The sequence below is a fragment of the Actinomyces sp. 565 genome (assembly GCF_010365615.1).
In the GTDB taxonomy this organism is placed as follows: Bacteria; Actinomycetota; Actinomycetes; order Actinomycetales; family Actinomycetaceae; genus Actinomyces.
Genome location: NZ_PIZD01000017.1, coordinates 1 through 25733 on the forward strand (window position 1 = coordinate 1; position 25733 = coordinate 25733).

The 25733-nt window shown below is 70.5% G+C and carries 20 protein-coding genes and 1 riboswitch; of the genes, 15 read left to right on the plus strand and 5 right to left on the minus strand.

The window, feature by feature from the left end; all coding sequences use genetic code 11:
- Positions 1–1361 precede the first annotated feature (1361 nt).
- Positions 1362–2501 carry a helix-turn-helix transcriptional regulator gene (locus tag GZ997_RS03160; RefSeq protein ID WP_162678822.1) on the plus strand — a complete coding sequence of 380 codons (1140 nt, stop codon included), beginning with the start codon at positions 1362–1364 and terminating at the stop codon, positions 2499–2501.
- A 71-nt stretch (positions 2502–2572) separates the two neighbouring features.
- Here the strand turns inward: GZ997_RS03160 and GZ997_RS03165 are convergent, their stop codons facing one another.
- Positions 2573–2866, minus strand: a complete 294-nt coding sequence (locus GZ997_RS03165) for a DUF4235 domain-containing protein (RefSeq protein WP_161923376.1) — start codon at positions 2864–2866, stop codon at positions 2573–2575.
- Between the two features lie 253 nt (positions 2867–3119).
- A riboswitch (TPP riboswitch) is annotated at positions 3120–3254 on the plus strand.
- A 49-nt stretch (positions 3255–3303) separates the two neighbouring features.
- On the opposite strand from GZ997_RS03165, the gene GZ997_RS03170 reads away from it, so the two are divergent.
- From GZ997_RS03170 to GZ997_RS03180, 3 genes are all read left to right on the plus strand, one after another.
- Entirely contained in the window at positions 3304–4491 is a 1188-nt protein-coding gene (locus tag GZ997_RS03170) for a thiamine ABC transporter substrate-binding protein (RefSeq protein ID WP_162678823.1), read from the plus strand.
- 79 nt (positions 4492–4570) lie between these two features.
- Positions 4571–6280 (plus strand): iron ABC transporter permease, encoded by a 1710-nt coding sequence (locus tag GZ997_RS03175; protein ID WP_343212256.1) that lies wholly within the window; start codon positions 4571–4573, stop codon positions 6278–6280.
- Positions 6281–6308: 28 nt separating this feature from the next.
- The gene (locus tag GZ997_RS03180) at positions 6309–7406 is read left to right on the plus strand and encodes an ABC transporter ATP-binding protein (RefSeq protein WP_162678825.1); all 1098 of its coding nucleotides are present in this window, start codon (positions 6309–6311) and stop codon (positions 7404–7406) included.
- Positions 7407–7492: 86 nt separating this feature from the next.
- Here the strand turns inward: GZ997_RS03180 and GZ997_RS03185 are convergent, their stop codons facing one another.
- Positions 7493–8974, minus strand: a complete 1482-nt coding sequence (locus GZ997_RS03185) for a hypothetical protein (protein WP_162678826.1) — start codon at positions 8972–8974, stop codon at positions 7493–7495.
- Between the two features lie 91 nt (positions 8975–9065).
- A complete protein-coding gene (locus GZ997_RS03190; protein ID WP_162678827.1) occupies positions 9066–10631 on the minus strand; it encodes a hypothetical protein in 1566 nt (521 codons plus the stop codon).
- Between the two features lie 178 nt (positions 10632–10809).
- Here GZ997_RS03190 and purD point away from each other — a divergent pair, with 178 nt between their 5' ends.
- The 6 genes from purD (at position 10810) to purQ (ending at position 15656) form a co-directional block, all read left to right on the plus strand.
- Positions 10810–12063, plus strand: coding sequence for a phosphoribosylamine--glycine ligase (purD, locus tag GZ997_RS03195; RefSeq protein WP_162678828.1), 1254 nt, complete (start codon positions 10810–10812; stop codon positions 12061–12063).
- A 58-nt stretch (positions 12064–12121) separates the two neighbouring features.
- A complete protein-coding gene (locus GZ997_RS03200; protein ID WP_162678829.1) occupies positions 12122–13078 on the plus strand; it encodes a phosphoribosylaminoimidazolesuccinocarboxamide synthase in 957 nt (318 codons plus the stop codon).
- A gap of 8 nt (positions 13079–13086) precedes the next feature.
- On the plus strand, positions 13087–13680 hold the full coding sequence (locus GZ997_RS03205; protein WP_237564238.1) for a hypothetical protein: 594 nt from the start codon (positions 13087–13089) through the stop codon (positions 13678–13680).
- Positions 13677–14546, plus strand: a complete 870-nt coding sequence (locus GZ997_RS12595) for a PsbA protein (protein ID WP_343212257.1) — start codon at positions 13677–13679, stop codon at positions 14544–14546. Before GZ997_RS03205 ends, GZ997_RS12595 begins: the two co-directional genes overlap by 4 nt.
- 126 nt (positions 14547–14672) lie before the next feature.
- A complete protein-coding gene (purS, locus tag GZ997_RS03215; RefSeq protein ID WP_162678830.1) occupies positions 14673–14960 on the plus strand; it encodes a phosphoribosylformylglycinamidine synthase subunit PurS in 288 nt (95 codons plus the stop codon).
- Positions 14961–15656: a phosphoribosylformylglycinamidine synthase subunit PurQ gene (purQ, locus tag GZ997_RS03220; protein WP_161923386.1), complete on the plus strand. Its 696-nt coding sequence runs from the start codon at positions 14961–14963 to the stop codon at positions 15654–15656.
- A 479-nt stretch (positions 15657–16135) separates the two neighbouring features.
- On the opposite strand, the gene GZ997_RS03225 is transcribed toward purQ, so the two are convergent.
- On the minus strand, positions 16136–17554 hold the full coding sequence (locus GZ997_RS03225) for a glycosyltransferase (RefSeq protein WP_162678831.1): 1419 nt from the start codon (positions 17552–17554) through the stop codon (positions 16136–16138).
- Between the two features lie 208 nt (positions 17555–17762).
- On the opposite strand from GZ997_RS03225, the gene GZ997_RS12600 reads away from it, so the two are divergent.
- The 3 genes from GZ997_RS12600 (at position 17763) to purL (ending at position 21873) form a co-directional block, all read left to right on the plus strand.
- Complete coding sequence (locus GZ997_RS12600) at positions 17763–18329, plus strand: NINE protein (RefSeq protein ID WP_162678832.1); 567 nt, start codon at positions 17763–17765, stop codon at positions 18327–18329.
- A gap of 143 nt (positions 18330–18472) precedes the next feature.
- Positions 18473–19192 (plus strand): hypothetical protein, encoded by a 720-nt coding sequence (locus tag GZ997_RS03235; RefSeq protein WP_162678833.1) that lies wholly within the window; start codon positions 18473–18475, stop codon positions 19190–19192.
- Between the two features lie 299 nt (positions 19193–19491).
- The gene (purL, locus tag GZ997_RS03240; RefSeq protein WP_162678834.1) at positions 19492–21873 is read left to right on the plus strand and encodes a phosphoribosylformylglycinamidine synthase subunit PurL; all 2382 of its coding nucleotides are present in this window, start codon (positions 19492–19494) and stop codon (positions 21871–21873) included.
- 867 nt (positions 21874–22740) lie between these two features.
- Here the strand turns inward: purL and GZ997_RS03245 are convergent.
- Positions 22741–23178, minus strand: a complete 438-nt coding sequence (locus GZ997_RS03245) for a hypothetical protein (RefSeq protein WP_162678835.1) — start codon at positions 23176–23178, stop codon at positions 22741–22743.
- 356 nt (positions 23179–23534) lie between these two features.
- On the opposite strand from GZ997_RS03245, the gene GZ997_RS03250 reads away from it, so the two are divergent.
- Together GZ997_RS03250 and gdhA are read left to right on the plus strand one after the other, a co-directional pair.
- On the plus strand, positions 23535–23972 hold the full coding sequence (locus GZ997_RS03250) for a cupin domain-containing protein (RefSeq protein ID WP_162678836.1): 438 nt from the start codon (positions 23535–23537) through the stop codon (positions 23970–23972).
- Between the two features lie 228 nt (positions 23973–24200).
- Positions 24201–25538, plus strand: a complete 1338-nt coding sequence (gdhA, locus tag GZ997_RS03255; protein ID WP_162678837.1) for an NADP-specific glutamate dehydrogenase — start codon at positions 24201–24203, stop codon at positions 25536–25538.
- The last annotated feature ends 195 nt before the right edge of the window (positions 25539–25733 follow it).

A 25733-nucleotide genomic window follows, 5' to 3' on the forward strand; every position in this document is an offset into this window, starting at 1 on the left:
ACGACACACCCACCTTCCCGCACCATCCCAACGATCCCAACCCGCACCCCCTCAACCCTGATGAGAAACGCTCACTCTGTCCGCTCTGAACCTGAAGGTGATCCATGGATGAGTGCTGGGATAACGCCGATTGGGTGTGGTTGACACGATTATGACCACCTGTTCTGACCAATGACTGTGTCCACTGTGGTGGATGGCGTAACGGGCTGCGGCTGTCGGCGCATGCGGGACCGAGGTGAGTGCCAGCAGCCCCATGAACGTGGCGGTTGGGATGCGGGTGGGAAGGGATTGGGGCAGAACAGGTGCGGGCGTCGGGCCTCACTGACCTGTCTGGCGCTGGCCGACATGACGGGTGTCATGGGTGGTTCGCGTTAGGAGGTCGGCATCCCCCGTGTCCGATTCTGCCGCCGACATTCCCGCGCCCGGAAGCAGGGACGCCTGCAACGCTACTTCGGGGTTAACAACGCCTGTTAACGGCCTGCTGAAGGGCTCCGAGGTATACAGCAGGCCGTTAAGTAGCGTTGTTAACGCCCAACCGGCGTAGTAGACGCTTCAGCCACTGCGCCCCGAACATGAAAGAGTCGGGAATCGGTTCGGCTGTGTGGTTTGCGGGGCTGTTGCCGGTGCTCGTGGCGAGGGGCATTGCGTTGTAGGCGGTGGGAGGGGTGCATGGGGTCGGCGGGGGCCGGGATGAGTTGGGGCGCGAGGTAGCTGGAAGCTGGGGCGGGTCATGGTGCGGGGCCGGTCGAGTGAGTTTGCACGCATGCGGTTCGGGCGCGCGACCGGGATCGGCTTGATTCTGCGGTTTGGACTTTGTTGCGGGATGGTTGAGGGGCCTCCAGCGTGCAACGAGGGGTCCGCTGCACGCTGGAGGCTCAGGACCGGATTCTGCTGTTTTGAAGAGATCGGCGGAATCGCAGGAAAAAGTCTAGGAATGCGGGTTGTGAGGGAGGGGTTGTTGCGTGCAGTGCAGCCCCAGTGCCGTCTGGGGAACACGACCGTGGGCACCCGCCCGGAGCCCGGCCCCCAACGCAGCTCCAGCGGCGTTTGGACACAGGCGAGTTTCTCGCCCCGCCGAAGCCGATACGCTGCCTGCGCGTCGGTATCACCCGGGTGTGGGGCGGCCTTCTCGTGTCTGGCGGCGATACGCCGCCTGCGCGCTGGTATCACTGGCAACACGCGGGCGCTCCCTATACGCTGCGAGTGCGTAGGCTGATCACCACCGTCTGGGGATTCCCGTCAGCGCAGAGCTGGGAGCGTGCGAGCGCCTGCCAGCGCGCATTCGGGAGCGCCGCAGGCTCCTCGTCGTTGGCGGCGTTGCCACTGAAAAGCATGATCGCAATGGACCCTGGGGAACCATCATGAGCACACACCGGAAGACCGACGACCACCACGAGCCCGACGACCCCGACATCGCCCAGGCGATGCGGGCCCGCCGCCAGGAACTCGGCCTGAGCGTGCTGGAGATGGCTGCACGCGCCGCCGTCTCCGAGCAGACCTGGCGCAACTACGAGGCCGGCCGCACCCAGGTGCGCGGCGACAAGCAGGCGGGCGTGTGGGAGGCCCTCGAATGGGAGCCGCCCATCCACGTGGCCGCCCTGGACGGCCTTCGCGCCGCCCTTCGGGGCGGCGCCACGTCGGCTGGCCCGGGCGGCGCGATGCCAATCGGTCCAGGCAGCTTCGGCCCCGGCTCCGACGGCCCGGGCAGCTTCGGCCCCGGCTTCGACGGCCCGGGCGGATTCGGCACCGCCTTCGGCGTCCCTGGATACGACATCCCTGACGAGGCCTACGACCCCTTCGAAGGCCTCGACGCCGAGGACCTGGCCGCCCAGGCCGCGGCCGACCTACCCGTTCCCGACTGGGACGACATCCCCACCGTCCTGTCCGAGGTCTACTCCCAGCGGCTTGCACGCACACTCGGGGAGGACGCCGCCCGCTGCTTCGCCCTGGGGACCTTCCTGTTCGACATGTCCGTAGCCGAGGACCTCGAAGGCCTGGCCTCACTTCCCCGCGGTGCCCACCTGGGCCAGCTCGACGAGACCCACATCGGCTCCACCCTGCCGCAGCTGTGGCTGACCCGCTACGACTACGAGTTCGTCTTCCAGCTGCGCGGCACCGCCCGGGACATGACCCTGCGCCTGACCGACGCCGGCCCTGCGAGCGCTGAGCCGCTGGTACGCACCATGGCCGACGCCATCGTGCTCCATGACATCTTCAACCTCGGCGGTGTCATCGCCGACTCGCGTGGTGCCGGCATCGACGAGGACCGTTGGGAGGCCTGGGTGGACGCCCTGTCCGGCCCGGACCAGCCCGCTCACGCGCTGATCGCCATGGGCCTGGTCCCGCCCGCCGACGCGCCCGATCACTTCAACAACTGGTTCGCGCCGCTGCCGGCCCCCTTCATCCCTGACTGGGACGGCGCGCGCGACGGCTCCAGCCCGACGACGGCGCCGGCCGCCCCGGGCGACGCCACCGTCACCCCGCTGCGCCGCAGTCATTGACGGCGTCGCCGCCGTAGTCAATGGTGAAGTGACGCAACCGCAGGGGCGGCGATGGGTGTCACTGCCCGCCCTCAGGCCTCCAGCGCGGTCGCTTCGCCCACGCCCGGCACGACTCCGCTGCGGCGGGCGTGGATCTTGGCGGCCTGCCGCAGCGTCAGCTGCCGGGTCAGCGTCATGATCGCGCCGGATACCAGGGCGAAGGCAACAACCTCTCCGAGTCGGTAGCTGAGTACCTGATCCTCGTCCTGCGGCGCCGGCTTGCCGGTGACAGCCTTCCACCCCGCGGCCACGGCCCTCTCGGCGATAGCGCTCGAGGCCAGGAGCGAAAGAGCGGATGCGGCTGTCCAACCGAGACTGTTCTTCATGATGACTACCCCCTGAAATCTGCTTGATGACTGGACACCTGACGGCGGCGACGGTAGGCGGGCCGCTCACCGCCCCGCCCCGATCCTGTCACACGGTATAGGGACCATATGCGTGGACTCACCCCACCTCGGGTTTTGCCCGGGTTTTTGCAGCGGCCTCGCAGGCGCTGTTCCGTGCCCCCGTCGGCTCCGGCCCGGAGCATTGGGCCGCGGCGCCCTGCGCAACGCAGCTGGCCGCCGCGCTAAGCTGGCCCCACAACGACAGGGGAGCGCCCCGTCGTCGGCGGGGCCGCCCCGCCCGCGGCCACGGCGCTGAGAGTGCGGGCAGCCGCAGACCCTCGAACCTGCTCCGGTTCGTACCGGCGAAGGAAGTCGAGATCTCCCCGGGCGCACCGACTGCGCCCGGGCCCTCCGGACCACCATCCAGGAGGAACATTATGAGCACCAGGAAGGCCGCCGTCCGCGCCGCCGTGTCACCTCTAACCGCCCCGTCCAACGGCGTCGCGCTTGCCGCATCGACGCGCAGCGCCCACCGGCTTGCCGCCATCCGCCCCAGCCGCCGCGCGCTGCTCACCGGAGGCGCCACCGCCGCCGTCGGCCTGGCGCTCGCGGCCTGCGGCTCCGGGACAGGCGGCTCCGGCACGAGCTCCACGGCCTCGGACGGTACCGTCACCGTCGTCACCTATGACTCCTTCGACCTGCCCGATGAGCTTATCGCCGCCTTCGAGGCCGACACCGGCTACACCCTGGAGATCGCCCGCTCCGGCGACGGCGGCGAGGTCGCCAACAAGCTGATCCTCACCAAGGACGCCCCGCTCGGCGACGCCGTCTTCGGCATCAACAACACCATGGCCTCCCGCATCCTCGCCGAGGGCGTCATCGACACCGACGTCGCCCTGAACCTGCCCGACGGCGCCGCGGACTACCTGGCGCCCTACATCGTCGATGACACCCCCGCGCTCGTGCCCATCGACTTCGGGGAGGTGTGCGTCAACGTCGACACCTTCTGGCTCTCCGACCACGGCCTGGAGGTGCCCGCCATCTTCGAGGACCTGACCGACCCCGCCTACAAGGACATGTTCGTCGCCATCAACCCCACCACCTCCTCCACCGGCATGGCCTTCCTGCTGGCCACCATCGGCCATTTCGGCGAGGACGGCTTCGCCCAGTACTGGAAGGACCTGGTCGCCAACGGCACCAAGATCGACGAGGGCTGGTCGGACGCCTACTACACCGACTTCACCGCCGGCGGCGGGGACGGCGCCTACCCGATCGTCGTCTCCTACTCCTCCTCGCCCGCCGCCACCCTCAACGACGACGGCATCGCCACCACCGCCGCCCTGCCACGCACCGCCACCCGCCAGGTCGAGTACGCGGGCGTGCTGGCCGGGGCCGCCAACCCCGACGGCGCCGCTGCCTTCGTGGCCTGGATGCTGTCGCGCGACGTGCAGGAGGCCATCCCCGACGCCATGTACATGTACCCCGTCGACCCCGACGCCGCCCTCGCGGACGACCTCGCAAACTTCGGTGCCACCGCGGAGGATCCGATCGTCGTCGACCCCGACGACATCGCCGCCCACCAGCAGGAATGGCTGACCACCTGGGCCCAGGCCGTTGGCCAGTGACGGTGGGAATGGAGGCCGGCCGGTGACGACGGCGCGTAACAAGCGCCGGTCTGGGCGTGTAACGAGTGCCGGTTTCGGCGTGTTACAAGTGCCGGTCTCGGCGGGGGCACGGGCGACGGCGGGGGAGCGGATCGGCTGGGGCCTCGCCGTCGCCGTCCCGCTGGCCTTCCTCGGCGTGTTCTTCGCCTGGCCGGTGCTGACCCTCATCGGGCGCGGCCTGGCTCCCGACGGCGCCCTCGACCTGGGTGGCTTCGGCGAGGTGCTGACCCGGCCGCGCACCTGGCGGGTGATCGGCCAGACCCTCATTCAGGCCACCGGCGCCACCGCCATCTGCGTGGCCCTCGGCATCCCCGGGGCGCTCGTGCTCTACCGGCGCCGCTTCCCCGGCCAGGGCCTGCTGCGCGGCGTGGTCACGGTGCCCTTCGTGCTGCCCAGCGTCGTCGTCGGCACCGCCTTCCACGCCCTGGTGACCACCGGCGGACCCCTGGGCGGGCTGCACCTGGACGGCACCCGCACCGCCGTGATCGCCGCCCTGGTGTTCTTCAACTACGGCTATGTGGTGCGCAACGTCGGCACCATGTGGTGCCGGCTCGACCCGCGCGCCGTGGAGGCGGCCCGCACCCTGGGCGCTTCCCCGTGGCGGGCGTGGCGCACCGTCACCCTGCCGAGCCTGCTGCCCGCCATCGCCTCCGCCGCCGCCACCGTCTTCCTGCTGTGCGCCACCGCCTACGGGGTGGTGCTGGTGCTGGGCGGCACCGGCGCGGGCACCATCGAGACGGAGATCTACCAGCTCACCGCCCGCTACCTGGACCTGCGGGCCGCCGCCGTGCTGTCGGTGGTGCAGCTGGTGGTGATCGCCGGCGCCCTGTGGGTGGGGGAGCGGGCCCGCCGCGCCCGCCAGGCTCACCTGGCGCTGCGCACGGATGTGCCCGCGACGCCGCTGCGCGTCGCCGACGCCCCGGCCCTGGGAGTCACCGCCCTGACCATTTGCGGTCTCCTGGTGGCGCCCATGGCGGTGCTGGTGATCCGCTCGCTGCGACGCGCCGGGCACTGGACGCTCGCCAACTACGCCGACCTGTCCACCACCGGCGGCGACAACGCCCTGCTCGTCTCGGTCTGGGAGGCGGCCGGCAACTCGCTGCGGGTGGCTGCGGCCGCCACGGCGATCGCCCTGACGGTGGGGGTGGCCGTGTGCCTGGTGCTTTCCCGCAATCCGCGGCGCCGCCTGCTGGCTCGCGGCATCGCCCTGTTCGACGCCGCCTTCATGCTGCCACTGGGGGTGTCCGCGGTGACGGTGGGCTTCGGCTTCCTGATCACCCTGGCGCCGACCGGGCTGACCCGCAGCTGGTGGATCCTGCCGCTGGCGCAGGCGGTGGTCGCCGTGCCGCTGGTGGTGCGCACCCTGCTGCCGGGCGTGCGGGCGATCGACCCGCGCCAGCGGGAGGTCGCGGCCACGCTCGGCGCCGGCCCGGGCCGAGTACTGGCCAGCGTGGACGGGCCGCACCTGCTGCGCGCCGGTGGCCTGGCCGCCGGCTTCGCCCTGGCCACCAGTCTGGGGGAGTTCGGGGCGACGTCGTTCCTCGCCCGCCCGCAGGGGCCGACGCTGCCGGTGGTCGTCTACCGGCTGGTCGGCTCCCCGGGCGCGCAGAACCAGGGCATGGGCCTGGCCGCCGGGGTGGTGCTGGCGGTCGGTGCCGCCGCCCTCATGCTCGCCTGTGAACGCCTCCAGACCCCCGCCCGCCCCTCGCCGAGACCGGCACAAGTAACGCACCGAGACCGACACAAATGACGCCCGCCCACAACCCAGGAGAACCCGCATGACCGCTGCCCCTGCGGTTCCCGCGCCCGCCGACTCGGGCCTGAGCGTACGCGACCTGAGCGTCGTCTACCCGGCCGGGCGCGGAGCGGCGCCCCTGACCGCCGTCGACACCGTCTCCCTCGACGTCCCCCGCGGCCAGATCCTCGCCCTGCTCGGGGCCTCCGGCTCCGGCAAGTCCTCACTGCTGCGCGCCGTTGCCGGCCTGGAGGACATCGCCGCCGGCACCATCACCTGGGACGGGCACGACGTCGTCCCCGTCCCCGTGCACCGGCGCGGCTTCGGGCTGATGTTCCAGGATGGGCAGCTGTTCCCATTCCGCGACGTCGCCGGCAATATCGCCTACGGGCTGGCCGGGTTGCCGCGCCCAGAGCAGGCGCGCCGGGTGGAGGAGGTGCTCGACGTCGTCGGCCTGCCCGGCTACGGGGACCGGGCGGTGACCACCCTGTCCGGCGGGCAGGCGCAGCGCGTCGTCCTCGCCCGCGCCCTGGCGCCCCGCCCGCGGCTGCTGCTCCTGGACGAGCCACTGTCCGCCCTCGACCGCGCCCTGCGCGAGCAACTCGCCACCGACCTGCGCGCCATCCTGAAGGAGCAGGGCACCACCGCGCTGTATGTCACTCACGACCAGGACGAGGCCATGACTGTCGCCGACCGGGTCGGGGTCATGGAGGCCGGTCGGCTCCTACGAGTGGACACCCCGGAGCGGCTGTGGGCCGACCCCGGCAGCGCGCGAGTCGCCCGGTTCCTCGGCTTCGGGCCGCTGCTCGACGCCGACGCCGCCGCACGCCTGGGCTGGTCAGGTCTCCTGGAGGGACGGCCCGGGGAGTTACTGGCGCTGGCGCCCGGCGCACTGACCGCCTACGCCGTCGGCGGCGCGGGCGCGGGCGCCGACGGCGCAATCGGGGCGAGGGGCGGGGCGAGTGTGCGGGTGCCCGTTACCGCGGTGGGAATGCGCGGCGGGCAGCGTGTGATCGGGGTCGAGCTCGCAGGAGAGTCGGTCGTCGCCGTGCTGGGTCCCGACGGCGCTGAGCCGGTGCAGGCTGGGCAGGACGTGAAGGTGCAGCTGGACTCGCGCCGCACCGCGGTAGTACGGGCGTGAGCGCGCGGCTCCGTCATATCTACCGACTTCGGCGGGGGTGGCGGGGCGGCGCGGGGGACGGAGGTGGGGGAGAGCGGGGAAGAGCGTCAGTCGCCTAGGCGGGCGCGCGGGGCCCGCCAGATGCCGAAACGCTCGATCTCGGCCCGCAGCGCCGGCCGGGCGGCGATCTCATCCCATAGCAGCGTCACGCGTCGCATCCGGTCGTCAATGAGCATGACTACCTGGTGCTCGGTGTCGTAGCCGGTCAGCTGCAGGTGGGACATGTCCGCCCAGCGCACGGAGTCACTGCCCGTGAGCAGCCAGGTGCCGGTGTGATCCCGCCGCCGTCCATGCCACAGAGCGGTCAGCGTGTGCTCGCCGACGAGCACACGCTCCGGCCTGGAGATGTCGCGCGCTGCCTGCGGGTTCCGAGGGAGCGACACCTCCAGGCGTGCAGGCTCATCGGGAACGGCCCAGATCAGGTAGCCGTAGCGGTCGGCCAGGGACTCCGTCTCACCGTTCAGGGGAACGTGTACCGAGGCACACAATTGATCGTAGGCGCGGCGCACCCCGGCGGTGGTCGGGTGCAGCTCGGCGCTGCGGCCGGTCAGGTGCAGGTGACGGTCGAGCGCAGCCAGCTCATCTGCCCCGAACTCATCCAGAGCGGCGTCGACGACGGCGTCCGGCACGGGCAGCGGGTTGTGGATCAGCTGCTCGATGATGCGGCGCAGCAGCATTGCGGTGGGTTCCTGCTGGCCTAGGTGCAGACAGCAGTAGGTGACATCGCGCAGGTCCACGACGCTCAGACCGAGGTCGTCGTACACGTTGAAGGCCCGCAGGGTCTTAAGTGTTTGCTGCGCCAGGGCGTGCATGGCCACGAGCGTGTTTGCCCCCGGCTCGCCGACCGCGCTCAGCAGCACGCGGCCGTCCTCGTTGCAGGGCAGCAGGGCGGGCCGCCTGTCGAGGTACAGGGGCGGGCGCGCCGGCGCCGTCCCGTAGGCGGGCTGAGCGGTCCAGCCCACGCCAACCAGGTATGGGTCGTCGGTGTCGAATACGTGCCGTACCTCGCCGCGGCGCGGGTCCAGGCGGGTGAGCAGGGCGCGTACGGCATTCCCGGCCTCCTCGCCGTCGGGCCCGTGGACGCGCAGGTTGCCGAGCGTGTGAGTATTGGTGCCGATGTAACTGGCCAGGTCCCGGTCCCAGGTGACGCCGGGGCGGGGTACGGGCTGGGCGTCTGTACTCAGTAGCCGAGGATCTGCGAACAGCTCACCGAGGTGCGCCCAGGCGCGCAGTACGGCCTCGCGCTGTCCCCGCACGGCGATGGTGAGCCTGACGGCGTCGAAGCCGGCGTGCGCCTCGGGCACGGCGACCTCCCCGATGCCGACCTCCACCGGCCGCTGCAACTCTGCACGCAGCGCCCCGCACAGGCGCGCCAGGGTGTCGAGTGCGGCGGGCGGCTCGTCGGCGCCGCCGTAGTCCAGGCTTAGTCCCAGCAGCGCCTGCCCGGGCTCCCGGTCAACGCTGCGCACCATCCAGTCATGGCCCGCGAAGGACTTCCACTCGTGCTCGGGCTCGACGACGTCGCTCATCTCGGTTCACCTGCCTGACTGCGTGCCTGGATACTGGTTGCGGCCGGGTGCGGCGGGACAAGTGGCCCCGACTGGCCCCGGCGGGGCGCGGTCATTGGATAAGTCCGAAGGTACCGCGCGGCAGGCGCCAGATGCCGCGGCGTTCCAGCTCGGCGCGCAGCCCGGGTCGGGCGGCGACCTCGTCCCAGTACAGGTTGACGGTGCGCAACCGGTCGTCGATCAGCTCCAGGTACTGGTCGGAGGGGTCATAGCAGGCCATCACCAGGCGGGTGGAGTCCACCCACCGGTAGCCCATGGAGTGGTCTGGGTGCCAGCGTCGGGGCAGTCCTCGCTGCTCCCACTTGAACTGGTGCGTCTGTATCTGGTGGGCGGTGAGCTTGATGGCGTCGGGGTGGCCGTCGTCGCGCCGGTGCTGTGGCCCGTCATGGAGGAGGATGACGTCGCCTCCGGGCTCGTCGATGTGCTTCCAGAGCAGGTAGCCGGCCTGCTTCGCCAGTGGCTCGGTCTGATCGCGCAGCGGCAGGTGCACCGAGGCACGGATCTGAGCCAGGGCCCGCCGCACGCCGTCGGCGGTCGGCTGCACGTTGCCGGCCCTACCGCTGGTGCGCAGCCGCAGGGCGTCGTCGACCGTCTCGGAGGGGCCGTAAAGCTCCAGCGCCCGCTCGATGAGCGCCTCGGGCACGGGCTGGGGTCGGGCGACGACGGCGTCGTGCACGGCCATCACCTCCTCACCGCCCAGGCGGCCGTCGTTGGTGTTGAGCGCGAAGCAGCAGTAGAAGGCGTCCCGCAGGGTGATGAACTCGTAGCCTAGGCGTGCCTGCATTCCCATCCGGTCCAGCAGGTCGGCGATCAGGGACTGCATGACGAACCCGGCCACATAGGCGTCGGCGCCCGGGGTGGCGGTGGCGGAGAGCACCACGCCGTCGTCGGGCGGGCACAGCACCAGGGCCGGACGCCGGTCGAGGTAGACGGGCGGGCGGGTCGGAGGCGCCGCGGCGGGCGGGTCGGCCGTCCAGCCGACGCCGACCAGGGTGGGATCGTTGGTGATGAACACGTGCCGGACCTCGCCGCGGCGCGGATCCAGGTGGGCGAGCAGCTCACGCGACAGCAGTCGGCCCGCCTCGCCGTCGGGGCCGTGGATGGGCATGTCCGCCAGGTTCATGGCGGTCACGCCCGCATAGGTGGCCAGATCCCGGTCCCAGGCGTTGACCTGACGGGGGAGCAGCGGCGCATTGGCGGGCAGGTCCGGGCGGGCGAAGAGCTCTCCCAGATGCGTCCAGGCGCCGAGAACGGCGGCGCGGCGGCCGCGGATGCGCAGCCCCAGCATGGACGGCTCCAGCTCGACGGCGACCTCGGGCACCGAGACCTCGCCGACGCCGACCTCAATCGGGCGCTGCAACTCGGCGCGCAGCGCCCCGCACAGGCGGGCGGCGGCGTCCAGACGTGCGGGCGGCTCATCCACCAGGCCGTAGTCGAAGTAGGCTGCCAGCAGCAGCTGCTCGGGATCGGGATCGGCGAGCACCAGCCAGTCGTGGCCGGCGGCGCTGGTCCAGGAGCCGATCTCGCCCAGGTCCGGGGGCGCGACAGGGCTGGGCGCGGGGGAAGCGCTCGCGGTGGGGGCGTTCGCCGGGCTGACGCCGTATCCGCCGTCGCTCATGGGGGTCCTTCCTGTGCCGCGGCCGGGAACCGCGCACACTCGCAGGCTACTCGGGTGAGCCCGCGCCGCCATGGGCAGCGGTACCCACGGGCGACTCGCCGACCTCGACGGGGACCGGCGAGGCTGCTCCGGGACGGATCGACGCGACGGACGGGCGCCGGACGGCTAGGCTGGAGACGTGAAGATCCTGCTGCTGGGGTCCGGCGCGCGCGAGCACGCCCTGGCCCGCGCCCTCGCTTCCGACCCCGCCACCACCGAACTCGTCGTCGCGCCCGGCAACCCCGGCACGGCCGACATCGCCACCAACATCAAGATCGACCCCACCTCCCCGGAGGAGGTGGTGGACCTGGCCACCCAGATGGCCGCCGACCTGGTCGTCGTCGGCCCGGAGGCGCCACTGGTCGCCGGGGTCGCCGACGCCGTCCGTGACGCCGGCATCCCCGTCTTCGGGCCCGGCGCCGAGGCCGCCCAGCTGGAGGGATCGAAGTCCTTCGCCAAGCGGGTCATGGCCTCGGCCGGCGTACCCACCGCCGACTCCGTCACCTGCACCACCGAGGCCGAACTGGACACCGCCCTGCGTAATTACGACGCCCCCTACGTCGTCAAGGATGACGGCCTGGCCGCCGGCAAGGGCGTGGTAGTCACCTCCGACCTCGACGCCGCCCTCGCCCACGGGCGCGCCTGCCTGGCGAAGGAGAACGGCACCGTCGTCGTCGAGGACTACCTGGGCGGCCCGGAGGTCTCCCTGTTCTGCGTCTGCGACGGCGCCACCGTCCGCCCACTCGCCCCCGCCCAGGACTTCAAGCGGCTCGGCGACGGCGACGTCGGCCCCAACACCGGCGGCATGGGCGCCTACACGCCGCTGACCTGGGCACCCGATGACCTGACCGAGCAGGTGCTGCGCGAGGTCGCCCAGCCGGTGGTGGACGAGATGGCCCGCCGCGGCACCGCCTTCATCGGCCTGCTCTACTGCGGCCTCGCCCTGACCGACAAGGGCCTGCGCGTGGTCGAGTTCAACGTCCGCTTCGGCGACCCTGAGGCCCAGGCCGTCCTGGCCCGCCTCGACTCTCCGCTGGCGCAGCTGCTGCTGGCCGCCGCCACCGGCCGCCTGGCCGAGGTCCCCGCCCCGCGCTGGTCGGAGCAGGCCGCCGTCGACGTCGTCCTGGCCGCCCCCGGCTACCCCGGCACCGTCACCACCGGCGGCCTGATCACCGGCATTCCCGACGCCGAGGCCCTGGACGGCGTCCACGTCCTGCACGCCGGCACCGCCCGCGACGACGACGGCAACCTGGTCGCCTCCGGCGGGCGGGTGCTGTCCGTGGTCGCCCTGGGGGACACGGTCGCCGACGCCCGCGCCCGCGCCTACGAGGCCGTCGCCAAGATTCACCTCGACGGCGCCCAGTACCGCACCGACATCGCCGCCGGGCGCTGAGCCGACGCAGTTGGCCGTGCCCATCGCCGTCGGCACCAGGCGGTGGCAGGATGGACTCATGAGCGTAACCAGCAGCCCTGACGCCGCCGCCCCGCCGGGAGCCGCACAGTCGCCGTCGGCCCCCGCCCTGCCCGGCTGGAGCCACGTCTCCTCCGGCAAGGTGCGGGACGTATACGCCCCCGCCGGTGCCGGCCCCTGGGCCGGGCGCGACGTGCTGCTTATTGTCGCCTCCGACCGCATCAGCGCCTACGACCACATCCTGTCCACCCCGGTGCCGGACAAGGGCAAGGTGCTCACCGCCCTGTCCGTGTGGTGGTTTGAACAGCTCGCCGACATCGTCCCGAGCCACCTGGTGAGCCTGGACGTGCCGGCAGCGGTCGCCGGCCGCGCCATGATCTGCCGCCGCCTGGAGATGTACCCGGTTGAATGCGTCGCTCGCGGCTACCTCACTGGCTCCGGCCTCGCCGAGTACCGCTCCTCCGGCACCGTATGCGGCCTGCCCCTGCCCGCGGGCCTGACCGAGGCCTCGCGCCTGCCCGAGCCGATCTTCACCCCCGCCGCCAAGGCCGAACTCGGCGAGCACGATGAGAACGTCTCCTTCGAGCGCGTGGTGGACATGGTCGGCCGCGAGGCGGCCGAGGCGCTGCGCGAGACCACCCTCGCCCTGTACGCCCGCGCCGCCGACATCGCCCGCGACCGCGGCATCATCCTGGCGGACACCAAGTTCGAATTCGGCCAGGACCCCGCCACCGGTGCCCTGATCCTGGGCGACGAGGTTCTCACCCCCGACTCCTCCCGCTTCTGGCCCGCCGACGCCTGGGAACCGGGCCACCCCACCCCCTCCTTCGACAAGCAGTACGTGCGAGACTGGCTCACCTCCCCCGCATCCGGCTGGGACCGCCGCTCCGGCGAGGCCCCTCCCGCCCTGCCCGACGACGTCGTGCAGCGCACCCGGCAGCGGTACCTGGAGGCCTATGCGCGCCTGACCGGCAAGCCACTGGACCTGGGCGCATGACTGCGCCGATGAGTTCCGGACCCGCCGTCGACGCCCCCGGCACGACCCGCAGCTTCCACCCCGGCCCCGGCTTCGTGATCGCGCTGGTCGCCGTCGGCGCGGTGCTGCTGCTGGCGCTGGCGGCGGCCGTCTCCAGCGCCTTCGGCGCCCGGGGGCTATCCGCCATCCTCGGCGGCGTGGCGCTGGTGATAGTTGGCCTCGGGCTGCTGCTACTGCTGCGCGTGCCCGCGCGAAGCCTCGTCGTCAACGCGCCCCGGCTACGGCTGGAGCGCAATCGGGCGCGGATGGCGCGGCGGCGTGGGACGCAGCAGGCCGCCGCGCCGGGGCGTCCGGAAGAAAATGCGCCGTTGACGGTGCCCGGCACCGACCTGATCATTCCGGACTCCGGCGGGCGTAGGGAGCTGATCACCCTCGACGTCGTGAGCGGGCCGCTGACCACCGCGCTGGCCGCCACCGGTGCGGGGCGGAAGGCCGACGAGCTGCTGGCTGGAACCACTGCGGGAGAGACGATGATCCGGGTTGCCCAGCTGCTCGCGGGCACGCTCGGCTTCCTGCTGCTCGCCCTCGGGCTCGCCTCGATCCTCGGGCAGGTGATCGCGTGACGCCGCTGCGCGACCGGCGCCCGGAGCATGAGCGCGGCCCCGTCGACTGGGGCACTGGGGCACGTGCCTCGGCCTACGCGGGAGACCGTGGCGGATACACGCATGCGGGCGTCGGCGGGGACACCGCGCCAGACGTGGACTGGGGGTCCCCGATCGCCGATGACGCGCCGCGCACACGTCGGAGCGCTCCCGGGACCGATTGGGGCGTAGGACGCGGCCCTGCACCCGTCACCACCGGCACGCCCGGACGGACTCCCTGGCCGCAGGCGGTGCGCCGACAGCGCCTGGCGGGTGTGCTGTTCGCGCTGGCCGGCCTGGCCCTGGCCACCTGGTCCGCGATGCACCTGGCCACCAACGCCGAGGCGGGGCATCCGTGGCTGCCGCCGTGGCTGGTGGTGGTGCTCGGCGGCGCCGGCCTGGTCTCCGCCGCCGGATACCTGGCCTGGGCGGGCGGTACCGCCGTGCGCAATGAGGCCGAGCGATGGGAACCCACGGTCGTGGACGCCGCGGCGGGACTGACCGACGGAACGGTTGACGTGGCCGACCCGCACCACCTGCTGCCGGCCTCAAGCACTGCGGAGCGCGCACTGCCCCCGGGACGGCAGGGCCCGGGCGTGTCCGGCGCGGACGGAGTGCGCGTGGACTCCGGGCCCAAGCCGGTGATGGGCACCTCCACCATGGACCAGTCGGTGCACGCCCCGGCGGGCGTGGCCGGGGCGGTCGGCGGGTTCATGCTCGCAGCCGCAGTGGTGTGCGCGATCCTGGCGCTGGTGCTGGGGACCGAGTGGCTGCTGGGTACCGTGGCGCTGGCGCTCGGCGGCATCCTCGCCGTCCGCCTGGCCGGCGACTGGCTCGGCACGATCTAACCCGCCGAGGTCGGTAGATATAACCGCCGAGATCGGTAGAAGTTGCGGGCGGCGCCGGTTTGCGTGGTCGTGGGCGGGTAGGCTGAGCCTGGACCCGCTCCCGCCCGACCGCATCCAGGAGGACCGATGGGACGCATCGTCGTCGAGGTCATGCCCAAGCCCGAGATCCTTGACCCGCAGGGCAAGGCCGTCATGGGCAATCTCCCACGCCTGGGATTCGACCAGTTCACCGGCGTGCGCCAGGGCCGCCGCTTTGAGCTCACGGTTGACGGTCCCGTCACCGACGCCCACCTGGCTGCCGCCGCCGAGGCCGCGGAGAAGCTCCTGTCCAACCCGATCATTGAGGACGTCGTCTCCGTCACCGCCGCGCCGGCCGACGGCACGGACGCTACATCCAACTCCGAGGAGGCCTGAGTGACCCGCATCGGCGTCATCACCTTCCCCGGCACGCTCGACGACGTCGACGCCGCCCGCGCGGTCCGGCTTGCCGGGGCTGAGCCAGTCTCCCTGTGGCACAAGGACGCGGATCTTCACGGCGTTGACGCCGTGGTGGTTCCGGGTGGCTTCTCCTACGGCGACTACCTGCGCTGCGGCGCAATCGCCCGTTTCGCCCCCGTCATGGATGAGGTCATTGTGGCCGCCGAGCGGGGCATGCCCGTGCTCGGCATCTGCAACGGCTTCCAGGTGCTGACTGAGGCTCACCTGCTGCCCGGAGCGCTCATCCGCAACAACCACCAGAAGTTCATCTGCCGCGAGCAGCGCCTGCGCGTGGAGTCCACCACCACCGCCTGGACCAACCTGTTCGAGGAGGGGGAGGAGATCGTCGTCCCGTTGAAGAACGGCGAGGGCAACTTCATCGCCTCCCCCGACGAGCTGGACCGCCTGGAGGGTGAAGGGCTCGTCGTCTTCCGCTACCTGGACAACCCCAACGGCTCCGCCCGTGACATCGCCGGCGTACGCAACCAGCGCGGCAACGTCGTCGGCCTAATGCCGCACCCCGAGCACGCCGTCGAGCCCGGCTTCGGCCCGGACTCTCCGGCCGGCGCCCGCCAGGGCGTGGACGGGCTGCGCCTGTTCCAGTCCGCCATCAGCGCGCTGGTCGGGGCCTGAGCATCACTCCGGTTCCGTTCGGCTCTCATCCACATTGCCTGTGGATAACTTCTTGTGAGCCAGACCTTGCGGGTCGACTGGCCCGGAGTGCGGACGCCGTCGGCGCGAGCGCCGAGGTTGCGGCCACACCGCCGGTAACCGGCTCACTGCCGCGGATGCGCCGCGAATCACTCGGCTCGCGCGCGGCAGTAAAAGCGCGTCATTTCAACGATTTGACGGCGCCGTCGGCGTTGCGGTAGTGGGGCGAAAGCGGAGTCGGAGCGAGGCGCCGGGGCGCTCCCTGGGCGCGCGGGCCTGCGCCCAGGAGCCAACCCACAGGTTGATCGGCGTCATTTCCGTCGTCTCCCGGGCTGTGCACAAAGCTGTGGAAAATTTCTGTGGATAACCTTGCGGGCGGCCCTGCGCGAGCCTGCCGGGGCAGTTGTGACAGGGGTCTCCCAGAACCGCCAAGGAGGACCACCAAGGCCATGTGCTACTGGTCACTCCAGGGCGCGGGCGATGGCGTCCACCAGCTCCAGCAGGTGCCGGTCGGGCAGAAAATCCCGGCGCACCGACTCGTGCGCCGCCAACCCCATGTCACGGGCCCGCTCCGGGAAGCGCAGCACATCGGCGACGGCCTGCGCCCATGCGGCCCCATCGGCGGGGTCCACCAGAACGCCGTCGACGCCGTCGTCGATCTGGTCCTGGATACCTCCCACCGCGGAGGCGACCACGGGTGCCTTCTTCCACATGGCCTCAGCCACCGGCAGCCCGAAGGCCTCCACTAGGGAGCGCTGCGTGACCACATTGGCCACCCGCTGAACAGCGTTCACCACGATCGCGTTGACGTCCCGGTCATGCATGGGGATGGCCGCGATGTGCACGCGCGAGGCCACAGAGTCCGGCAGCAGGTCCCAGCGATCCAGCACCTCCCCCAGCACCGCAGCGGATTCAGCGTCGCGGTTGGGATCCGGGTCCGGCCCTACCAGCAGCAGGTGCGCATCTGCGGGCAGCTGGGCGACATTCTCCGCAAAGGCGTCTACCAGCTCCTTGCCGCCCTTCAGACGGTCCCAGCGGGACACCTGGGCGACCACGCGCACTCCCTGTGGCACAGGCAGCCCCGCGCCCGCCAGCGACGGCAGCTCGCCCAGGGAGTCAGGGCGCCCGTCCTCGTGCACGAAGGCCACGGCGTCGAAGGGGGGCTCGCCGTCGAACACACCCGCCAGGCGCGCCACCGACCAGGCCTCATCCAGGTCCAGCACCCGGTTCTTCGGGGAGTCGGGGTTGATCGAGGGGGCAATCACCACGCAGCGCTCAGGTTCCACGAAGGGCGGGCGGTAGTTGGGGCGGGAGACGACCACGAGGTCGACTTCCTCCAGGTAGCGGTCCAGGAAGGCCCACGCGTGCTGGCCGGTGTCGCCAGTGTCCTGGGCGCCCAGGTGGCAGCGCCAGATGACGGTTGCGCCGGCGGCCTTCAGCGCCTTCGCCAGGCCGGCCGTGGGCGGGTCGTGCAAGATCACCACGTCGCCGTCGCGGATCTCGTCGACGACGTTCTCCGCGTTGGAGGCGATAACGTGCTCGTAGATGTCGCGCTGCTTCTCCGCGAGCTTGCCGCCGTCGCCGCGGTCGCCGTGAATGCCGGCGTGCAGGCGCGCAGCGATCGTGTTGAACTCGCGCGGCGCGTCCAGCACCAGCCAGCGGGCGTCGATCCCGATGTCCAGCGCGTAGCCGACCAGCGGGGCGACGATCTCCGCCGGCCCCGACGCCGCTGCCGAGGTGGGCGTGATGGTCCAGACGGTGCGTCCCTCCAAGAGGGTTTGCGCCGCGGTGACGCCGGCACGCAGGCGTCGGGTAGCGACCTCATCCAGGTGGCTCTCGAGGTCCGACAGGGGGAGCGGGGCGACGTCGATGGTTCTCATGTCCCGATACTGCCCCAAACCCGTGTGATGCGCAGCACTTTCGACGGCGTGCCGTGCGCATCGACTTGTCGTGTGGCGCTCAGTCGCCGCTGTGCCCTTGCGCGGCGGGGCGGCGGGGCGTGAGGGTAGCGGCATAACAAGTGCACGTGGGCTGCGCCGACCCGCAAACGTGCCCTCCGCCCTCGTCGTTTCTGAAGGGAACCTAGTTATGAGCCAGACTCCGAGTACCCCTTACCCAGGCCAGCCGTATTCCGCGCCGCAGCCTGCCGGATACGGGTCGGGTTCTGGCCCCTACGGGCCTGCCGCGATGCCCGGCTATGCGCAAGCGGCGCAGGCTCCTGCCTACGGCAATGGGCAGCCGGGCTACAGCCAGCAGCCGTATGCGCAGCAGACGGCGTACCCCAGCCCCGCCTACAACGTCCCGTATGGGCAGGCGGAGTACATGCAGCCTGGCTACACGCAGCGCAAGTCGAAGGCCGCGGCGGCGGTGCTGGCCTTCTTCCTCGGCGGCGCCGGCGTGCACAACTTCTACCGTGGACAGACCCGTCGGGGCATCGCTCACCTGTGCCTAATCGTCGCGATGATCGCGCTGTTCGTTATCGGCGGCATCATCATTGTGGCGAATACGGATGACTACGGATACACGCCGGATGGGCCCTCCATCGCGGCCGGATTCACGTTCTTCTTGTCCTGGACCGTCGTTGCTGCTAACAGCATCTGGGCCTTCGTCGAGTTCATCATGATCCTGGTCTCCGACGACGGCAGTCTCGAGTGAAGGCGCGCCGCGTCGTCTCCGCAAGGTAATCGCCGCCGAGGTCGGTGGAAGGTACGTGCCGAGGTCGGTAGATGTGGCTGTCCGGGCGGGTTTTGGCGGCGCGGTGATCCGGGTCGGTTACTCTTCCGCTGAAGGAGCCGATTGTGGAGACACTGCATGGGTTCGACGAGCGCGTCGGGGAGTTTCAGGTCAACTCGGTCCCCGGCGAGCCGGTATTCGGGCTGCCCGCGTCGCTGGAGGAGAAGGTGACGCCGCGCGTCGGCGTGCTGCGGCCCTTCTATGGGGACACGATCGCCTACTTCCTCGACGATCGGGTGCGGGAGCTAGCCGGGGAGATCGCACATGATCTCCACGGTCGTTTCGGCGAATCGCTGTCGCGGCCGCTGCCCACTGAGATGGCGCATGTGACGCTCCACGATCTGCATGCCGGCCCGGACCGGGCGCAGGTGTGGCCCCTGGTGGAGGCCGACGCGGGGAAGGCCGCAGAGCTGGTTGCGCGGGCGCGCGCGGTCGGTCCGATCCGCACCAGGTGCACGACGGTCTTCAATCTGGTGAACACGAGCGTCGTCGTCGGGATCAGAGCGGCGGATGAGGACGAGCACCGCAAGCTGCTTTCGGCTCGTGCCCTGTTTGACGAGATCGTCCCCTCCGGGCCGTTCACGCCCCACATCACGCTTGCCTACTACCGGCCGACGGCGCCCACGCCGCTGGCGCCCGGCGCACTGCGCGCCGCGCTCAGCGAGTTCACCGCACGGGTCACGGGCACGCCCGTCATGCTCGCCCCCGAGCGTCTGCACGTACTGCACTTTGACTCGATGGGCAACTACTGGCCGGCTCAGTTGTTGCCCTTGGCGCCGTCGTAGTCCGCGGCCGGGCGCGTGCGCACCGCGTCGGGGCGCACGGGGGTGCAGCGGTGGCTGCGACCAGGAACCGTTAACGCAGCAGGCGGGCGGGGCCTCAGCGGCAACCGACCTCGGTACGTAACGTCTACCGGTCTCGGCATGTAACGTCTACCGGTCTCGGCATGTAACGTCTACCGGTCTCGGCGGAGTTGGAGGAGTTGGAGGGGTTGGAGGGGATGGGGGAGATGGAATGGAATAGGTGCGAGGCCGCTCCGCCGGGTAACCTCTAACCCGGTTCCACCGCCCACCCAGGAGCAGCCATGTCCGCCGTCGAGCCCAACGCCGTGACCGAACCCGCCCGCCCCGCCGACCACCCCGATACCGTCGCCCACGCCGCAGCGACTCCCGACCAGGCGATGCCCTACCGCGAACTCGGCCTCAAGGACGAGGAATACGACTCCATCAAGACCATCCTCGGTCGCCGTCCCACCGCCGCGGAGCTGGCCATGTACTCGGTGATGTGGTCCGAGCACTGCTCCTACAAGTCCTCCAAGCTCCACCTGCGCCAGTTCGGGGAGAAGACCACGCCCGAGATGCGCGAGCACCTGCTGGTCGGCATGGGGGAGAACGCCGGCGTCGTCGACATCGGCGACGGCTGGGCGGTCACCTACAAGGTCGAGTCCCACAACCACCCCAGCTTCGTCGAGCCCTACCAGGGCGCCGCCACCGGCGTCGGCGGGATCGTGCGCGACATCATCTCCATGGGCGCCCGGCCCGTCGCCGTCATGGACCAGCTGCGCTTCGGCGCCGCAGGTCACCCGGACACCGCCCGCGTGGTGCACGGGGTGGTGGCCGGCGTCGGCGGCTACGGCAACTGCCTGGGCCTGCCCAACATTGGCGGCGAGACCGAATTCGACTCCTCCTACCAGGAGAACCCGCTCGTCAACGCCCTGTGCGTGGGCGTGCTGCGGCACGAGGACATCCACCTGGCCAATGCCTCCGGCGCGGGCAACAAGGTGGTCCTCTTCGGCGCCCGCACCGGCGGCGACGGCATCGGCGGGGCGTCCATCCTCGCCTCGGAGTCCTTCGAGGACGGCATGCCCGCCAAGCGGCCCAGCGTGCAGGTGGGCGACCCCTTCATGGAGAAGGTCCTGATCGAATGCTGCCTGGACCTGTTCGCGGCCGACCTGGTGCTCGGCATCCAGGACCTCGGCGCCGCCGGCATCTCCTGCGCCACCAGCGAGCTGGCCTCAAACGGCGACGGCGGCATGCACGTGGACCTGGAGAACGTGCTGCTGCGCGACCCGACCCTGACGGCCGGGGAGATCCTCATGAGCGAGTCCCAGGAGCGGATGATGGCCGTCGTCGCCCCGGACAAGCTCGACGACTTCATGGCGGTGATCGACAAGTGGGACGTCGAGGCCTCCGTGATCGGCGAGGTCAACGGCTCCGGGCGACTCACCATTGACCACTTCGGGGAGCGGATCGTGGATGTCGACCCGCGCACGGTCGCCCACGAGGGGCCGACCTATGACCGCCCCTACGCCCGCCCGGCCTGGCAGGATGCCCTGAACGCCGACACCTCCGATGACCTGCCCCGCCCCGAGACGGTCGCGGAGCTGGCGGAGCAGGTGCGCGCCGTCGTCACCAGCCCCAACCAGGCCTCTGCCGCCTGGGTCACCGACCAGTACGACCGCTTCGTGCGCGGCGCCACCGCCCTGGCCCAGCCCGACGACGCCGGCGTGATCCGCGTGGATGAGGCCACCGGCCGCGGGGTCGCCATTGCCACCGACGCCAACGGCCGTTTCACCAAGCTCGACCCGGCCACCGGCGCCGCCCAGGCGCTGGCCGAGTCCTACCGCAACGTGTGCACCGTGGGCGCCCGCCCGCTGGCCGTCACCGACTGCCTCAACTTCGGCTCCCCGGAGGACCCCGACGCGATGTGGCAGCTGGTCGAGGCGATCACCGGCCTGGCCGACGCCTGCCGCGAGCTGGGCGTGCCCGTCACCGGCGGGAACGTCTCCCTGTACAACTCCCACGGCAAGGTCAAGGGGCTGCCCGACTCCTCCATCAACCCGACCCCCGTGGTGGGTGTGCTCGGCGTGATGGACGACGTGCGCCGCGCCAACCCCTCGGGCTGGCAGGAGGAGGGGCTGGCCATCATCGCCCTGGGCGAGACCCGCGACGAGCTGGACGGTTCGGCCTGGACGCGCGTGGTCCACGACCACCTGGGCGGCCTGCCTCCGCGCGTGGACCTGGAGGCCGAGGCCGCGCTCGGGCGCGTGCTGGTGGCGCTGAGCGAGGCGGACCTGCCCGATGGTTCCCGGCTGGTGCGCGCCGCCCATGACCTGTCCACCGGCGGGCTGGTGCAGAGCCTGGTCGATGCCTGCCTGCGCTTCGGCGTCGGCGCGGCCATCGACTTGGCGGCTGTGCCCGGCGACGTCGACGACTTCACCGCGCTGCTGTCCGAGTCCGGTGCCCGCGCCCTGGTGGCGGTGCCCGAGGGCGCCCTGCCGGCGGTGGCCGCTGCGGCCGAGGCGGAGGACGTGGCCTGGGGGCGCCTGGGCACCACCGGCGGGGACATGCTCGTAGCCACCGGCACCGATCTACTGGCCGACGGCGGGTCCGGCCGCCCGCTGGTGCTGGACCTGGATGAGCTGCGCGCGGGTGTGGATGCCACCCTGCCGGCGCTGTTCGACTGAGGCCGCCCGGGAGGGCGTTGAGGGAGAGGGTGTTTCGCGAGGGCGTTTAGAACGCCGGTTCGCGGTCTGTTACGCAGGTTCGGGGTCTACTACGCCACTTAGGGGTTTGCTGAATGGCTCGGAAGCCTTCAGTAGGCCGTTAACGGGCGTTGTTAACGGCGAAGTGGCGTAGTAGATGCCCGGAGTGGGGGTGAGCGTCTACGCGTTGTGTTTGGCGGGGTATTCGTGGTGCCGGGCAGCGGTTGCGGAAATGGTGGTAGGCGCTGTTTCACGACCTTGGGCCGCACTGCACGACCTTGGTGCGTGTTGCACGACCTCCCCGGGGTCGTGGAATGTGCACCAAGGTCGTGGAACGTGTCCCGGGGCCTGCGGTTCGTACGCCTCTGCCGTGGAAATTGGCGTTTGCTGAGAGCACCACGAATCATCCCGGAGACATGTGTGGAGCATCGCGGCTGGTTTGAAGGCTCTTCCGGCTCAGGGGGTGTGGTGTTGGATTCCGGCGTGGCGGGCGCGTGGGGTAGCCGACGATGTTGGCTATGACGGTTCTGGTATTGGCGTGTCCTCGGTTGCTTGAGGGGGCCGGCCCGCGGTGGCTCTCTGTTGGTGCTCGTTCCGGTGCGTGGCGGCCCGAAGTGTCCAGATCTATGACAAACGAGGTAGGAGGCGGCAGCGACGGCGAACAGAACGTTGGAATCATGCGGGTGTCAGATCGGCACCAGCGGCCGCGAGCGGTGTTTGTCATCAATTTTGACAACCACAGGAGCATCATTCCGCCCCCGCCGCTGGGCACCCGGACACCATCCGCCAGTACCCATCCCACCAGGCACGCGCCACGCCCACAAACCAGGAGAGCCTGATCGGGTGTGATTACACCTCGTACCTGATGCCGATGCTTTCATTGAGGTTGTTGACCAGGTCTCGGATGGCGCGGAGGAGGACGACGCCGAACACGAGATTGACAACCCATCCGCGCGTCCACCAGACGTATTCGATCGGCCACAGCCCGTAAAGGATTGTCCAGGTAACTAGCGAGGCGGTGAGCGTGACGGCGGCCAAGATCGCTCCCCAAATGGCGGCGCGCAGTGCTTCCGTATCCAGAAGGACGAAGCAGGAGACAAGGCCGAGGATGCACAGAAGAATGGTCGAGTTCGAATACGCCTCCGCAATTAGGGTCACCAGGTCAGTGCCGTCGGAGAACTCCTCGTCAAGGCGTAGGACGACCTGCAGCAGCAGCGCCAGAGACCATGCGGCGACTGTCCACCATTCGGCCCGTCGACGTCGTGGAAGTCGGGTTGGCTCCTGCAAGAGGATTGGGTCGACCGATGGCGATCCCCACCGCTTACTGTCGGTGCGGCCGTGGCTGGACGAGGAGGTCCTGGAGCTCGAGGGAGTGGACCTTGAAGAGTCAGTGGCGCTCATACCGGGATCATGCCAGTCGGCGATGCCGACGGCAGCGTGGACGTACCGAGTGCTGCCGCAGCCTTGGCCGATCTCGGCACGTAACGTCTACCGACCTCGGCACGTAACGTCTACCGACCTCGGCGCGTAACGTCTACCGATCTCGGTGGGGGATGGGGAGCCCGCTTGGGGCCTGGCTGGAGCGGGGCGGCGCTCCTAGCCTGAGGGTGCGCGGCCGTCCGGGCCGCGGGAGAGGAACCACCATGACCGCCACCACCGACGAATCCGTCTTCGCCGCCGAGAACGTCTTCGGCAAGGGCGAGCTGAACGCCGCCTTCGCCCAGTACTTCATCGGCGATAGCTACCTGAACAACCTCGTCGACGACCCCGAGTGCGCCGTCGGCATCCACAACGTCACCTTCTCACCCGGCTGCCGCAACAACTGGCACATCCACCACGCCACCTCCGGCGGCGGCCAGGTGCTCATCTGCACCGCGGGCTCCGGCTGGTACCAGGAGGAGGGGCGCGACGCCGTCTCCCTCGAGCCCGGGGCCGTGGTATTCATCCGTGCCGGTGTCAAGCACTGGCACGGCGCCAAGGCCGACTCCTGGTTCTCCCACATCGCGCTAGCGGTCCCCGGGGAGAACACCTCCAATGAGTGGCTCGAGCCCGTCGACGACGCCGCCTACGCCGCTCTGTGAACGGCTCCTGCAGTACTCGCGGCCCTGATCTCATCCTGCGTCCAACATGAGGTCGAGGCCTGAGATGTTTCGTCTCAGTTACCCCCGGGGTGCGACGCTAGCGCCCAGCGCGGGACGCCCGCTCTGCTCAACGAGGTGCTCCTGCGCCGCTATCGCAACCACGTCAAGCCCCGAGGGCCGCGGTAGGTGATACTGACTGGTGATTCAGACAGGTGAAGGAGATCCCGCATGCAGGATGTTGTCGAGAAGGTTTATGAGCAGGTTGTGGCCCGCAACCACGGTGAGGCTGAGTTCCACCAGGCCGTCCGTGAGGTGCTGGAGTCGCTGGGTCCAGTCATCGCCAAGCACCCCCACTACGCCGAGGATGGCCTCCTGGAGCGCATCGTGGAGCCGGAGCGGCAGATCATGTTCCGTGTGCCGTGGGTGGATGACGCCGGCGCCGTACACGTCAACCGCGGCTTCCGCATCGAGTTCAACTCGGCACTGGGTCCCTACAAGGGAGGCCTGCGCTTCCACCCGAGCGTAAACGCCGGCATCATCAAGTTCCTCGGCTTCGAGCAGATCTTCAAGAACGCCCTGACCGGACAGGGCATCGGCGGCGGCAAGGGCGGCTCCGACTTCGACCCCCACGGCCGCTCCGACGCCGAGGTGATGCGCTTCTGTCAGTCCTTCATGACCGAGCTGTCCCGTCACATCGGCCCCAACACCGACGTCCCCGCCGGTGACATCGGCGTCGGCGGCCGCGAGATCGGCTACCTGTTCGGTCAGTACAAGCGCCTGCGCAACTCCTACGACGCCGGCGTCCTGACCGGCAAGGGCCTGGCCTGGGGCGGCTCCTTGGCGCGCACCCAGGCAACCGGCTACGGCACGGTCCTGTTCGCCCAGTCCATGCTGGCCACCAAGGGTGACTCCCTGGAGGGTAAGAGGGTTGCTGTCTCCGGTGCCGGAAACGTCGCCATCTACGCCATTGAGAAGGCTCAGCAGCTCGGCGCCAAGCCCATCACCTTCTCCGACTCCTCCGGCTACGTGGTCGACGAGGCGGGCGTGGACCTGGAGCTGCTCAAGCAGGTCAAGGAGGTTGAGCGCGGCCGCGTCGCCGACTACGCCTCCCGCCGACCCGGCGCCCGCCTGGTCACTGAGGGCCGTCCCTGGGACGTCCCGGTCGACGTCGCCCTGCCCTGCGCCACTCAGAACGAGCTCGACGCGGACAGCGCCACCACCCTGCTGCGGAACGGCTGTGCCGTAGTCGCCGAGGGGGCCAACATGCCCTCCACGCCGGAGGCCATCGAGGCGTTCCACGCCGCCGGCATTCTCTACGCTCCCGGCAAGGCCTCCAACGCGGGTGGCGTGGCTACCTCCGCCCTGGAGATGGAGCAGAACGCCGGCCGCACCCGCTGGGACTTCGCCACCGCGGAGGCCAAGCTCACCGGCATCATGGCCGACATCCACGACTCCTGCGTAGAGGCCGCCGAGACCTACGGTCGCCCCGGTGACTACGTCCTGGGCGCCAACGCCGCCGGCTTCACCCGCGTGGCCGACGTCATGATCGCCCACGGCATCGTCTGAGCCTGGGCGCGTCGTGCGCGCCGCTGCTGTTCTGCCGGAAGAGCCTCCTCGGCCATTCTGGTAGGCGGGGGTCACCCAATCGGATGAGCCGATCGGCGGTTGCGGCGAGCTGCCGGATCACCCAAACGTCACGGTTCCGGCCACCCGGAGCAGGGAGACGGCGCCCAGCCGCCTGGTTGTAGGCGGCTGGGCGCC